Below are 12,819 nucleotides of genomic sequence, written 5' to 3'. Positions count from 1 at the left end.
CGCTATTCGCCGATGCTCAGGCGGCTGTGTACCGCCGCGATCGCCGCTGCCATGTCTTCTCCGTTGACCTCACTGAGCTGCTCTACTCCGAGGTTCTCGAAGTCGAGCGAGCGAGCCAGCCGCATATCGCGGTTCTGCTCGCCTGCCTCTACCAACTGCCGCGCGTACCGGCCGTTACCGGCGATGTCCAAGGCCGGCTTGCCGTTGAGCGTGCGCTGACTCAGCAGCATGGCCGCCTGATGCACGCGCTTGGCCGCATCTTCGTCGAGCTGCGAATCATTCGCCTTCGCAATGACTTTGGTGATCTCGACGATGTCGTCTGGAGAGTAGGAGTCGAACTCGATCCGAGTGGCGAAACGAGAGCGCAGACCGTCGTTGGTCTCCAGTAGCCGGTCGATGTCGTTGCTGTAACCGGCGATGATGACCACCAGCCGGTCGCGGTCGTTCTCCATCCGGGCCAGCAAAGTGTCCAGCGCCTCGGTACCGAAAGGATCGGCTCGGCCGTCGCGCTCTTGCACGAGGGTGTAGGCCTCGTCGATGAACAGCACACCACCCAAAGCCCGGTCGATCGTCTTGGCAGTCTTGACGGCCGACTGTCCCTCGTACTCGGCGACGAAATCCTTACGTGAGGTTTCGATCAGCTTCGGCTCGGCGATCACCCCTAGGCCGGCGAGGATGTTGGCCACCACGCGCGCGATCGTGGTCTTACCTGTGCCCGGTGGGCCAGCGAAGATCATGTGCTTGGAGGTCTGGCCCACCTTCATGCCACGCGCCGCACGAATCCTTGCCATCTGCGTCGCCGCGCGGTACGCCTCGATCTGATCCTTGACCCGGCTCAGACCGATCTGCCGGTCGAGCTCGGCCTGCGCCTCCGCCAGCAACTTCTCCCGCCCCGACGTATCGGCGACCACACTGGAGGGATCCCACGGATCGGTACGCGCAGCGATCTTCTCGGCGGTCGTTGTCTCCAGTCGATAGGCCGGATCGCGCAGCGCCGCAGTCACTTTGGGTTCAGGAAAGTTCGCCTGCAACCACTCGAGTAGAACGTGTGCAGACTCTTCGTTGCCCTGGTACCGCCGGGCCATCGCCAAGTACCACGCTATCGCGGGCGCACATGCCTGACCGGCCGGCGTGTCGTTTGCCTCGGTGAGTCGGCGGTCGGCCTCGGTGAACAGCCCGAGATTCGCCGCCGCCACTCCGTGAGCCACACCGGCCGCCGCTGCCAAGAACTTGTCCGGCCATTGATCGGCGCCCCGCACCTGGTCGATTACATCGGTCCAGCGTTGCGCCGCCCCGTAGATCACGGCTTTGACCCAGGCCACCAGATGACCGGACCCCCCGGACGGGGCATCCTCCAACGCCTCCATCGCGTCGGCGTAGTTGCCTTCGGTGGCCTCCTGGACGGCAAACCCGAGCGTGATCGCCAGCGGCGAGTTGATCGGATAGGAGATCTCCCGGCCGTAGATGCCGCCGATCGGAATCCGGGCGTTCATCGCGTTCATCGAGATCTCGGCGGCCCCGGCGAGTTGGCCGAAGTTCGAGCGCGAATACCAGGCCCGGAACAACGTCACCCGATCGGTGTCACCACAGCGGATCCGACCCACCCACGCGTCACACGCGGTTTCGTCGTAGTTGGTGATCTCGGTGAACAACTCGAGCGAACGCGCAGGCGAACCGCTCAGCATCCCCACTGCGGAGCCGAACATCCCAGCGAGGTGGTCAACCATTATCGCCTCCATAGCGCGTCGAAAAGACCTGGGCCCGAGCGTCGTCAGCTTGCTCCGGGGTGAGCAAATCCAGGTCACGGGTCAGAAAGTCGCGGGTCGCCGCGTCGTCGTGTCCATGTTCGCGCATTTCGGCGAGCATGGCCGAGTACTGGGCGGACTTGGCCTGTTTGGCTGCCAGGTCCGCGATGACCAGGATCTCCTCGGCGAGATCCCGTTCGGTCAGATTGACGGCTTTCGGTGCCAATTCGATCTCGTGCACCCGGCCGTCCATGAACACCGTCACCGTGACGGTTTCCGGCGGGTTGGTGACTGAGAACAACGGCGCTGCAAGGTTCTCATCGTTGCCTGTGCCGGATACCGCGCTGTCAAATCCAGTGTCGCCCGATTCGACGAGCTCCTCGTACGAGGCAAATACATCCAACCCAGGGTCGTTTGAACCATCGTCGGCACACGAGAAATCGAGCGCCGAGAGATCGTCATAGTCTTCATCGTCGTCCGGATCGTGTGGCGGAAATTCACCCACCGTGGCGCCCTCTTTCAGTGCAGGTAGGAGCTATCCGACTCGGACTTGTCGAACCACGAGGCCGACGGCAGGAATTCGACCAACGCATCGAGTGCGCGCTGCAGATTGTCCCTGGTACCGGTCAGGAAACTGCCGTATAGCTCACCGTTCACCCGGCGCGGGATTGAGACGATGCGGCCCTGCCGGGAGTCCAAAACACCTGCGGCCACATCCACCTGCGAGGTGGTGCCGCCAGGATTTCGCTCGGTCGCCACCAACTCCACCCAGCTTTCGGGTTCGGAGATGATGTTGGCGTACACCCGGGCAGAAGTAGGAGGTATGCCGTAACCGGTGAGCTCGTCGGCGGTCCGGCAATTGGCGAGGGTTGCCGCAACGCCGGTCAAGGGTTCGACATTGGCCGGATTACCTTCTCCGAGCACGGTGTTGACCATGCCCGCCAGGCCAACTTGCGCGGCGACGCGCTGCAGGACCAGCAGGTCGTTGTCGCGGGCGGCGACGACGTGCCGGCCGCCCTTGCGGCAGACCACGAACCGGATCATCTTTCCGCCTAGGTCGCGACGCCACCAGCGCCCCTCGATCGTGCGCTCAGGGCGGCTGAGGGTATCGAGCATGGCCGACACCTCGGGGTGAGGCTTACCGAAGACGTCCAGCACACCCTGCGCCGTCAGGTCACGTTCAACTTGTTCCCACACAACCTTGCGCAGATCAGGTTGCGGGATGTTCAACCGGATACCCAACGAGGGCGGAAAATCGGTCAGACCGAGCTTGTCGGCCACCACCAGGATCCCATCAATGGTCAGCTCGACCCCGACGACATCGTCGATCGGCGGTGCGCTGGCGTCGGCTTCATAGGGAGTGATCACGACCTGTCCCCTACCGCACGGTTCCGTCGAGAACGTCGCTCATCGTCGCGTCCGTCCGGTCGTACCGGGTTGCCGCACACCTGAGCCCGTCACCGAGCTCCCACGACGCTCTGACCATGCCGGCTCCCGCCGCCCGACGAGCGCGCAGTGCCGCCTCGACCGCATCGGCCGTGGAGGACGAAATTGGTCCGTGCGTCACACGCAACGAAGTGCTCACACCTTCCACCAACTCAGTTGCAGACGACAAGTCACCTGCAGCCTGAGCCTGTTTGGCCGACAACTCGTGCAAGAGAGCGGTATCAACCCGCAAATTTCCCGACATGAATCCCCTCGATCCCTGTTATTCCAGAATCTCTACCTGTTGAGCACCGCAGCGGATCCCGGAATACCGCGCTCCAATGTAGCGGTCACGGGCGGACGTAGCTGTCCCTGCTCCAAATCCGTCGATATGAACTGCTGGGCAGGCGCGCGTCCAACCAGTGCTGCGGATGCCACCTCCAGGTCTGGAGGCAGCGTCATCGCAGGTCCGCGGCCACCTTCGCCAGCAGAATCATCATTGGCACCGGCATCTCGCTGTTCGTCCGCCATCGGGTCGTCAGCGGCTGAATCCTCGGTGTGCCCGCGATCCTCGTCTCCGGCCTCGGGTTCTTTGCCCTCATCCCCTGTACCGCGCTCATCGGCCTCGGCGGCGTGCTCCATCCCGCCGTCTTCGTTCGGATCGGCCGATTGCCCCGTCTGGCCCGCGCCCTGCGCGGCCTGGGTGGCGATCTGCGCCGCCTGACCGCCCGCTTGCGCGATGCCGCCGAGCAGTCCGACGAGCGGACCGAGGATCGCGCTGATCACACCGGCGACCGCACCTCCCGCGCCCGCAGCCGGGGAGGCTGCCTCCGAGGCTGTCGCCGACGACGGTCCTGTGGCTGGCAATGGGGCTGCCGGTTGGTCACCCGACATCGCTGTTGAGGGCGAAGCCCCTCCGGGTTGCGCGCCAACCGCGGGTACAGCAACCGGCCCCGACACAGGTACCTGGCCTGAATCGGCCGGCTCGTCCTCTGCTGACTTCTCTGGCTTGTCTGGCACTTCTGGGCCGCAATCACCCTCGTCCGGCACGCCATCGCCGGCGATGCCGGCGTACAGGCCCACCGTGTCCCGCACCGCCGCAGCGTTGGCCTCGACGTCGGAGTGCAACGACATCAGCTGATCGGTCGACTCCCCGACCGCCTTATTCACTATCGCCAATTCAGCCGCGGTCTGCGCCGCTAGACCGCCATAGGTGAATCGGCCGGCCGCGACCATCGTGTGGCTGATGTCGCCAAGCCACTCCGATTGCCGCTCGAGACCTTCTCGGGTCGCCGCGATCTGCGCGGCCTCGCGAGACAGCACGGAGGCCACACGTGCATCGACGTCGACCATGCCCTGCGTGCGCCCAACCAATGTGCCGGTCTGCCGGGTGTAAGCGGCCGATCCGGCGCCGTCCCAGCCGTCGCTGGGGTACGCGGCACTCAATACCTGTCCGGCTGCCCGAAAGCGCTGTGCGCCCTCGCCAAACCGCTTACCGTCCTCGGGATCGCCCACACCCGTCGTAAGCCTGATGTTCTGGATGACTCGCTGACCGACAGCCAAGACTGGCGTGTCGGCGGTGACCATCCCGCCTTCACCGCTGACATGTTTGCCGAACCCGGCCGTGTTGCTCAGCAATTCCATCGCTGTCGTCCCCTCCACCCGAGCAGAGATTACCAGCGGGTTCATCCCCCTCTACACACCAATTTCGCTTGTTCCCGTCGCCCACCCGCGATATTCGTGCAGCGGAAAACACCAGCTCATCGCATATTTACCGCGTACATGCATTCCTGATCGTCGTCAGGATGACACGGTGGGCATGACCTCCCGCAGCTTGGTTCAAGAAACTTGGTGCACGAGCAGGCCCACGCGAGCACATACGATCAATACGTGCCAACGCCGAATACCGATGAATTGCTGCGGGGTCCGGTACCCCGGCAACCCAGTACGTATACGGAATATCTTGTCGCCCTTTGCGTATCGATTCCGTCGACGTTCTGATATCAGCCGTGTTTGCTTGGCAACTGTCCCCCCAGATGTAACTGGAGACCTCATATGTCACGTCGCAAACGCGTAACCTCCGCAGTTCCGCCGCCTCCAGTTGCGGCTTCGAAGCCGGTACGAAACAGAAGAGCTCGCGTGTTCCGCGCCTTAACAATGGTGATTGCTGCAGCAGCGGTGATCGGCACGGTCAGCGTCGTATTACTGAACTACGTGGCCAAGGTGGTGCCCGGCGAGCCGGCATCGATGTTGTACGACCCCAACAGGGTTGGTGGACTACCCGTCACCGACGGCCCGAGCGGACTACGCGACAACGCTCCCGCCCCTACCGGAACGGTGCAGGACACCGACGGCGGCGAGATGGACAAGCTCGCACTGGCGGCGGTCAACGATGTCGAAGAATTCTGGCAACAGGCCTATCCCGGGTCACTTCCCGGGGTGTTCCGGCCGATCAGGAATTTCGCATCCTATGACTCGACGAATCCACAGACCCGGGAATTGTGTGGCTCGAGCCCGTACAAGAATCCCAATGCGTTCTACTGCCACCGGGACCGCCTGATCGCCTGGGACCGTGGGCAATTGATTCCGGCCGGACAGAAGTACTTCGGCCAGATGAGTCTGCCGGCACTCATGGCCCATGAATACGGCCACGCGATCCAGCGGATGGCCAGCCTGGTGAACCGGCGTACGCCGGTCATCGTCTTCGAACAACAGGCAGATTGCTTCGCCGGCATGTACATCCGCTGGGTGGCAGAGGGCAACTCGCCGCGCTTGACGATCAGCACCGGCGACGGCCTCAACAGGGTTCTGGCAGCCGCGATCGCCATCCGTGATCCGCTCATCACGCCGGACACGGCCGAACTGCTCGAGGAGGGTCACGGCACCGCATTGGACCGGATCACGGCATTCCAAATGGGTTTCAACACCGGGATCACAGCGTGCACCGCGATTACCATCGACGAGATCGACCAGCGCAGAGGCGATCTGCCCATCGCACTGACCGAAGATGCCGACGGCGACCCACAAACCGCCAACGCCCCGATCAACGAGCAATCGTTGACCACGCTGATGGAGCTCCTCAATCAGATCTACTCACCGGCAGACCCGCCGAAGGTGGTGTATGAGTCCGAACCATGCGCTGACGCGGCCGCGTCAGACGCGCCGGCCAACTACTGCCCCGCCACTAACACCATCAGTCTGAACCTCGCCGCTCTGACCGAACTCGGCACTCCCGCAGACGAATCGAGCCGTGTACTGATCCAGGGAGACAACACTGCCATGTCGGTCGTGACCTCTCGGTACATGCTCGCCCTCCAGCACGCCAAGGGGCTCGGGCTCGACGGCCAGGCCGCGGCCATGCGTACCGCTTGCCTGACCGGCGTCGCCAACCGGGACATGTCCGACCCGGTTCGTCTGCCCTCTGGCCAGTCGCTTCAGCTCACTGCCGGCGATCTCGATGAAGCCGTGGCCGGTCTACTCACCAATGGTTGGGCCGCCAGCGACAACGACGGCGAGAGCGTTCCAGCGGGATTCACGCGGATCATGGCCTTCCGTTCGGGACTGACCAGCAATCCGGACCAGTGCTACCAGCGGTTTCAGTAAGAGCATGTCGATCTCCGCTGACTGGCAAAGCCCTGCGATTGGTGATGATCAGGGGCAACCAAGCACCTTGGGCTTCAACTGAGTTACCGAGGACATGTTCACCTTCTCCGAGGATGTCGACGCCATCCAACGGGCCACGTTCCGCGTGGCCAGCGTTTCGAAACACTGATCGCGGCCACAGCGGAATCGCACGCTCGTCCGCGCACGAAAAAGGCGGGGTAGTTGGCAGATTGCTGCCAACTACCGCGCCCGTACTTCCTCAGTTACATGCCCACAGATCGATGTAGCCGTTTCCGCCGGGGATGGCGTTGAGCGCCGCACGTGTGGCCGCACCCAGGGTTGGTCCGTGTGCCGACTGAACGTGCGTGTCATTTCGCACCGCCACACCGCAATCGGTGAAGTAGTTCAATGCTTCACAGCTCGACCATCCGCAGTACTGGATCGCCGCCTTCTGGGCCTCTCTGGACGACGGATAGTTCCACACCACCGCGCCCGCCCCGTTGTCGGCGTATGCGATGGAGCCGTACGACAGTGCGGCGTGCGCAGTCGGGCTGGCGATTTCAATTGCGCCGACCGCCAAGATGCCTACGCTGGCCGCGGCCACCCGGCGCCCAAAATTTTTGGTGTCCATGTTGTTTGGTTTCCTTTCAGATCTGTAGCTCAATTGGGCGGGGTGATGGCCGGCTTTTCAGCGGTGACCGTCTTTCCGAATTCGGACAGGGTCATGGTGACCTTCGCATCGGAAGGGTCACCGACGTTGATCTGGGCCTGCACGAGGTAATGCGGATCGCTCTCGGCGATCCACACGGTGACCGGCCACTCCTGCGCGTTTTCAGGCGCCTTCCGAGCTCCGGCCAACACCGCTACGTCGTTGGTAGAGGCCTTCGCTGTGATCTTGGTGGTGGGCGTTCCGTCGATGGTTTCCGACCCGGCTTCCTTGGGGTCCTTGAGATTTGACAGAGCGTTGGCGAGGCCGTTGCTGGGATCGAAGATCACCGACAGGTTGTAGATCGAGTTGCCGTCGCCGTAGTCGAACCATTGACCGGGGACGGCGATGTCGGAGTAGAGGTGACCGTCGACGTAGATGAGCTTGGCGGCCTGCGTGGTCTGTCCCATCTGTACGGTGGCCTCGCCGGTCGCCACGACAGCAGGCTTTCCTGCAACGTCGGCTTCCAGTTTGGTGACTTTGAGGTTGGGCACCTTGCCGTCGGCAGTGAGAACGACGTGAGCGCCCGTGAGGCCCTTCATCGCCTCCGCGGATTTCGCGACCAGGCTGCTGGCGGCGTCATCGGAACCTGACGTACCACCCTCGGGCGCAGACTTCTCGGTGCCACATGCTGTCAACGCGAGCGCGGCAACGGCGGTAGCCGCGATCGCGCTTTTGAAACGTACCTTCATTGGTCTCTCTTTCTGTCGGTGGGAAGTGCTCTACCGATACGAATTGCCCCCGGCAAAACCCCTCGCAGGTAACTTTAAGCGTGTTATAGGGAGCGCTCTTGCAGCATTTTTCACACAATTGCCTCCCGGAAGTCTTTGATCAATGGATCTTCTCGGCAATCTTGTTGACGATCTCATTCGCATGACTGGTCTCCGTTGGGCCGCACGCCTGGACGTCGATCGCGACGTTGGAGGCAACCTCGAGCACATGCTGACAGGTACGGCCGGGCATGCTGAGGACAGCCGTGGGCCGCCCGTCAACCAACGAGACATTGCCCACGTTGACGGTCGTCGGCGGTTGCCCCGGCGGGGTCAAAGTGACGGTGGTGTTCGCACAGGGTTGCCAGAAATTGATGTGCTCGGACTGGGCGGTGGCGGCCTTCTCTGCGTCCGGATACAGCAATAGATATTGCGTAACAGTTGTATTCGGATCGGAGGAAACCAGTTCACTTCCGGCGATGCCGGTAGGGTTACTCGCCCCCCAAGCCTGGCTATTGGCCGGGCTCACCACCCCGGAGCAATTGGGCGGCGCGGCCGTAGCGGCGGTCAGTTCGGTGAGCGGGACCGCTCCGTTGGGCGTCATCGAACTGGCGCCCACAACCGTACTGGCAGCTCCTGCGTCGATGAGTAGACCTGCCAGATCGCCTGCGGCCACGGGCTTTTGTGGCGGAGCGTTCCCCTGAGTGGGAACACTGGGCATGGAGGCGGGGCCCGGTCGGTCGGAGGTCCCGTCCCGGGTGAGGTACGACATGCCAACCAGGAATGCGGCAATCAGCACCAGCGCGATCGTGACGCCCATGACCCGCCCGCCTGCCTTGCGCTCCCCGGCGGGCAGTCGCAGCCTGCGCAGCACCACGATGGTTGCCACGATGCCGATGAGCACCAGCACGCCTACGTCCAGCAGCCACCATGACAACTGGTGGCGCCAAAGCGGGTCGTCGATGTAGTTGGCGGCATCGGCCTCCATCAGGTCGATGCTTGACGCGCCGGCGGCGAAGCCCCATCGGGCGGGAAGAAGATAGGAGACCTGGTTGAGGCCGAGGCGGCCGGTGACGGGAATCAGCCCACCGGAGAAGACAATTGCGCTCATCAGGATGACGACGAGCATCGGCATGATCCAGTCACTCGTCCGCGCCAACGATGACAACCACAAGCCGACGATCGCCGACACGATGGCGGTGAGCGCCAAGGCCAGGTACAGATCCCACACCGGGTTGCTCGTCACCAGTGAGCCCTGGTTCGGACCTCCCTTCACCACCACGACGATGGCTGTGAGGATCGCGATCTGGATGGCCGCGGCGACGCTGTAGACCGCGATCTTGGCCGTCAGATACGCGCCGGCGGACAGGCCCACCGATTGCTCTCGGCGGAAGATGCTGCGTTCACCGACGAGATCGCGAACGGTCAGCGCGGTCCCCATGAACACGGTGCCGATGACCATGAGGCTCAGCAGTTGGTTGGGCTCATCCGGTGCGCCTCCGTCCAGGCTCGCCTTCCCCAATCCGACCGAGCCCTGCACGACCAAGGTCAGGGCGCCCAGGATGAAGGGCAGCAGAGCCAAGAACGCCGTGTACCCACGGTCGGCGAAGATCAGCCGGATCTGGCGTGCGGCCAGGGTGGCGACCTGGCGGGTGGTGTTGGTGCGTGCGGGATCACCCAGCGGCCCAGGTGGACTCGCGGGCGCTGCAGGTGCTGCGGCCGCGGGGTTCTTCTGCAGGAACACGGCGTGCGCGGCATCCGGGTTGGACGCGACCCAGGCGAAGATGTCGGCCCAATCATTGGTGCCGATGGTCGCCGCGACCTGCCCGGGCGGACCCGCGTAGGCCGTCTTGCCGCCCGGAGCCAGCAGCAACACCTGGTCGCACATGCTCAGATACGTCAGCGAGTGTGTGACGACGATGACCGTGCGTCCAGCGTCTGCGAGCCGGCGCAGCATCGCCATGACCTCGCGATCCAGCGCTGGGTCCAACCCGGACGTCGGCTCGTCGAGAATCAGCAGTGAAGGACCGGTGAGCAGCTCCATGGCCACCGAAGCGCGTTTGCGTTGGCCGCCGGAGAGTTTGTCGACCCGAGTGTCACGGTGGTTGGTCAATTGGAGTTCGTCGAGAACCCGGTCCACGACCGCCTTGCGGTCAGCTTTGCCGGTGTCAGCCGGAAGGCGTAGGCGGGCAGCATAATTGAGCGCCTGGCTGACTGTCAGCTGGCGATGCACCACGTCGTCCTGAGGGACGACGCCGATGCGCGACCGCAGCGAGGCGTATTCGGCGTGCACGTCATGGCCGTCGAATCGCACCTGACCGGAGGTGGGTTGGGTGACACCACCGACCATCTTGATCAACGTGGATTTTCCGGCGCCGGACGGTCCGATGACGGCGGTCAACGTACCGGGACGCGCGGTGAACGACACCGAGGACAGCAGCTGACGCCCGTCAATGGTCAGACCGAGCTGGTGCGCCTCGATGCCACCGGTGGACGGGGTGCGGTCCTGCGTCCGCAGCGTCGTCCCGTCGAAGGTCAGATCGGTGTTGCCGATGGTGACGACATCACCCGGGCGGAGCGTGGCTGCAGGCATGCGGACGCCGTTGACGAAAATGCCGTTGTTGCTGGCGTTGTCGTGGATCTGTGTGCCCGTGGGCGAGGCCAGCAGATAAGCATGTACGCGGGAGGCCAGCGGGTCGTCGACCTGGATCGCCGACGTCGAGTGCCGCCCGATCGTGATGGCGCCCGCCGGAAGCGCCGGCGCTGCACGTTGTGGCAGTACCTTTTTCACCACGCCGGTCATGCGGGCCAAGACGTCGTCGTCATCGGCCGCTGCGGCGATCGGCTTCGGTGACGGCATCGGTCGTGGAGTCGGCTGTGGGCCGGCAGGGCGCGGTGGTGGCGGCGTGTGACGTGGGGGCTGGCTCGGGGCTTGGGTCGGTGCGGGTGGGCGCGGCGCTGGTCGCTGCTGCGGCGGCCCTGATCGAACTGGCGGCGCAGGCCGCATAGGCGGTGCGGTGGGTCGCTGCGTGGGGGGTGGTGGGACCGTACGCTGCGGTGTCGGACCTGGCCTGGCGGGTGGCGCGGGTGCGGGCATTGGCCGAGAGAAGTTGCGGGCCACCGGTACTGCCTGGGTGGTAATCCTGAACCGCAGTCGGGGACCGGTCGGAGCGCCGAGGTTGATCGCGACGTCGTCGTCGATGGGAACCCTGGCCTGGCGGGTGCCGCCCACATAAATTCCGTTGCGGCTCTTGTCCTCTGCGATCCATTGCCCGTTTCGGGCAGTCAGGATCATGTGCTCGCGGGAGATCGCCTGCTTGGCATCGACCTCCACGCGGATATCGGCATCAACACCGCGACCGATGACGATGTCTTTGCCGGGCCTGAAGGTGAACATTGCCTCGCCGAGCCAAACCACAAGCGGTGGCGCCGCCGTTGCGGTCACGATGTTCTCCTTTTCGGTAGCCTTCCCTGCGCGGTCATCAACCACGCGCACGGTTCTGAGGACGCGCTCATGGTCCGCGCGAACTGCAGCGTCGCTTGACCTGGCTGGGACTCTGGATCGCTCGGCCGACGTGCGGTCGATCGTCCGAGTCGGAACCACGATTTCGCTGATGAGCGCTGTCCCACCCGACCCCCACTACGCTTCATGTTCTTGCGATCGTAACGGCGCCTGTGGTGCTGCGGGCGGCGTATTTCCCATCGCAGTGATGGGGATTTCCACCTCAGGTGTGGGGAGTCGGCGCCCGTAGATTTGGGCGATGTGCTGGAGCAGTTGCGCAAATTCGGACCGAGCGTGGTGCGCTTGGGCTGACAAGGAAGAGTCGAAGTGCTGGATCTGGCGCTGCAGCAGGGACGCTTGCGCCTGATAGCCCGGATCGGTCGCAGCAGGCAAGTTGACGAGACCCGCTGCGATCGATTCGAGTCTCAGCGCCGCCGAATCGAGCAGAAGGCTATGCCGGATCGCCGGCGTAATGACATCGGTAACGTCCTCGGGTGCAGCACCATCGCAGATGGCGGCCAGCGATCCCGGCGGCCACGACAGGGCGTTGTCGAGCGCTCGGCGAATGGCGCTGTCTGGCCAATAGCGGCCGTTCAGCAGGCCATCCATGGTCGAGGCGTCGATGTTGGCCTGCAACCGGACAGCCCGACGAGAAAGACCGAGATCTGCGATGCGGCGGGCTACCGCACGCCCGAGGCGCCCAATGTTGTCGAGGGCATCGGTGCCGTAGCGGAACATGATCTTTGGTCCCTGTGGCGCACCGAACGCAACCGACATCCCGTCGGTGACGGTCGCTTCGCGCACTCGGCGCCCGTCGATGTAGATACCGTTTCTGCTCTCGAAGTCGATGATCCGCCAGCGAGCGCCCGGCTCAAGACGGGCATGCAACCGCGATATCGCAGGGTGGTCGAGTTGGATGTCAGCAGATGGCACCTCTCGGCCGATGAAGAAATCTCCATCGGCCGCGCGGGCCGGTGTAAGCCGACCGTCCATGACCAAGACGAGATCCGATGCATCGGGCGTTCTCGAGGATGTGGCGGCCATTGCTCCCCCCGCCGCTTCGGTCGTCACCTCAAAGAGAGTACATCCCAAACTGCAGCAGTGCTGCGATTCGATCTACTGAACCAT

11 protein-coding genes are annotated in these 12,819 nt (G+C 63.9%); 2 read left to right on the top strand and 9 right to left on the bottom strand.

The features are described 5' to 3' along the window. Positions 1-2: 2 nt before the first annotated feature. From eccA to QQ25_RS00965, 5 genes are read right to left on the bottom strand one after another with little or no spacing between them, the layout of a single operon-like run. Positions 3-1,727 (bottom strand): type VII secretion AAA-ATPase EccA, encoded by a 1,725-nt coding sequence (gene eccA, locus QQ25_RS00985; RefSeq protein ID WP_039376639.1) that lies wholly within the window; start codon positions 1,725-1,727, stop codon positions 3-5. Then, on the bottom strand, positions 1,720-2,250 hold the full coding sequence (locus QQ25_RS00980; protein WP_039376638.1) for a hypothetical protein: 531 nt from the start codon (positions 2,248-2,250) through the stop codon (positions 1,720-1,722). Before QQ25_RS00980 ends, eccA begins: the two co-directional genes overlap by 8 nt. A 14-nt stretch (positions 2,251-2,264) precedes the next feature. Continuing rightward, the gene (locus QQ25_RS00975; RefSeq protein WP_039376636.1) at positions 2,265-3,113 is read right to left on the bottom strand and encodes an ESX secretion-associated protein EspG; all 849 of its coding nucleotides are present in this window, start codon (positions 3,111-3,113) and stop codon (positions 2,265-2,267) included. A gap of 10 nt (positions 3,114-3,123) precedes the next feature. Next, positions 3,124-3,435 carry an ESX-1 secretion-associated protein gene (locus QQ25_RS00970; protein WP_039376635.1) on the bottom strand — a complete coding sequence of 104 codons (312 nt, stop codon included), beginning with the start codon at positions 3,433-3,435 and terminating at the stop codon, positions 3,124-3,126. 32 nt (positions 3,436-3,467) lie between these two features. Next, a complete protein-coding gene (locus tag QQ25_RS00965; protein WP_131546057.1) occupies positions 3,468-4,832 on the bottom strand; it encodes an EspA/EspE family type VII secretion system effector in 1,365 nt (454 codons plus the stop codon). Positions 4,833-5,327: 495 nt separating this feature from the next. On the opposite strand from QQ25_RS00965, the gene QQ25_RS00960 reads away from it, so the two are divergent. Next, complete coding sequence (locus tag QQ25_RS00960) at positions 5,328-6,773, top strand: neutral zinc metallopeptidase (RefSeq protein WP_039376632.1); 1,446 nt, start codon at positions 5,328-5,330, stop codon at positions 6,771-6,773. A gap of 259 nt (positions 6,774-7,032) precedes the next feature. Here QQ25_RS00960 and QQ25_RS00955 read toward each other — a convergent pair whose 3' ends face one another. The 3 genes from QQ25_RS00955 to QQ25_RS00945 all read right to left on the bottom strand — a co-directional run bounded on the left by QQ25_RS00955 (position 7,033) and on the right by QQ25_RS00945 (position 11,586). Beyond that, entirely contained in the window at positions 7,033-7,404 is a 372-nt protein-coding gene (locus tag QQ25_RS00955) for a DUF4189 domain-containing protein (RefSeq protein ID WP_052235540.1), read from the bottom strand. A 29-nt stretch (positions 7,405-7,433) separates the two neighbouring features. Continuing rightward, positions 7,434-8,171: an LppX_LprAFG lipoprotein gene (locus QQ25_RS00950; RefSeq protein WP_039326688.1), complete on the bottom strand. Its 738-nt coding sequence runs from the start codon at positions 8,169-8,171 to the stop codon at positions 7,434-7,436. A 139-nt stretch (positions 8,172-8,310) separates the two neighbouring features. Further along, positions 8,311-11,586, bottom strand: a complete 3,276-nt coding sequence (locus tag QQ25_RS00945; RefSeq protein WP_052235539.1) for an ATP-binding cassette domain-containing protein — start codon at positions 11,584-11,586, stop codon at positions 8,311-8,313. Between QQ25_RS00945 and QQ25_RS31045 the strand changes: the two genes are divergently transcribed. Beyond that, the gene (locus QQ25_RS31045; protein WP_169748623.1) at positions 11,485-11,733 is read left to right on the top strand and encodes a hypothetical protein; all 249 of its coding nucleotides are present in this window, start codon (positions 11,485-11,487) and stop codon (positions 11,731-11,733) included. The genes QQ25_RS00945 and QQ25_RS31045 overlap by 102 nt on opposite strands. Positions 11,734-11,829: 96 nt before the next feature. On the opposite strand, the gene QQ25_RS00940 is transcribed toward QQ25_RS31045, so the two are convergent. After that, positions 11,830-12,762, bottom strand: coding sequence for an FHA domain-containing protein (locus QQ25_RS00940; RefSeq protein ID WP_131546055.1), 933 nt, complete (start codon positions 12,760-12,762; stop codon positions 11,830-11,832). Between the last annotated feature and the right edge of the window lie 57 nt (positions 12,763-12,819).

Origin of the sequence: Mycolicibacterium setense, assembly GCF_000805385.1 — a bacterium.
Taxonomy (GTDB): domain Bacteria; phylum Actinomycetota; class Actinomycetes; order Mycobacteriales; family Mycobacteriaceae; genus Mycobacterium; species Mycobacterium setense.
Note: the sequence above shows the minus strand (reverse complement) of the source record. Positions and strands in the feature narration are given on the sequence as shown.

Coding starts and splice junctions, on each gene's coding strand:
- QQ25_RS00955 (WP_052235540.1), bottom strand. CDS start 7,404: ATGGACACCAAAAATTTTGGGCGCCGGGTGGCCGCGGCCAGCGTAGGC.
- QQ25_RS00945 (WP_052235539.1), bottom strand. CDS start 11,586: ATGTTCACCTTCAGGCCCGGCAAAGACATCGTCATCGGTCGCGGTGTT.
- QQ25_RS00970 (WP_039376635.1), bottom strand. CDS start 3,435: ATGTCGGGAAATTTGCGGGTTGATACCGCTCTCTTGCACGAGTTGTCG.
- QQ25_RS00960 (WP_039376632.1), top strand. CDS start 5,328: ATGGTGATTGCTGCAGCAGCGGTGATCGGCACGGTCAGCGTCGTATTA.
- QQ25_RS00950 (WP_039326688.1), bottom strand. CDS start 8,171: ATGAAGGTACGTTTCAAAAGCGCGATCGCGGCTACCGCCGTTGCCGCG.
- eccA (WP_039376639.1), bottom strand. CDS start 1,727: ATGGTTGACCACCTCGCTGGGATGTTCGGCTCCGCAGTGGGGATGCTG.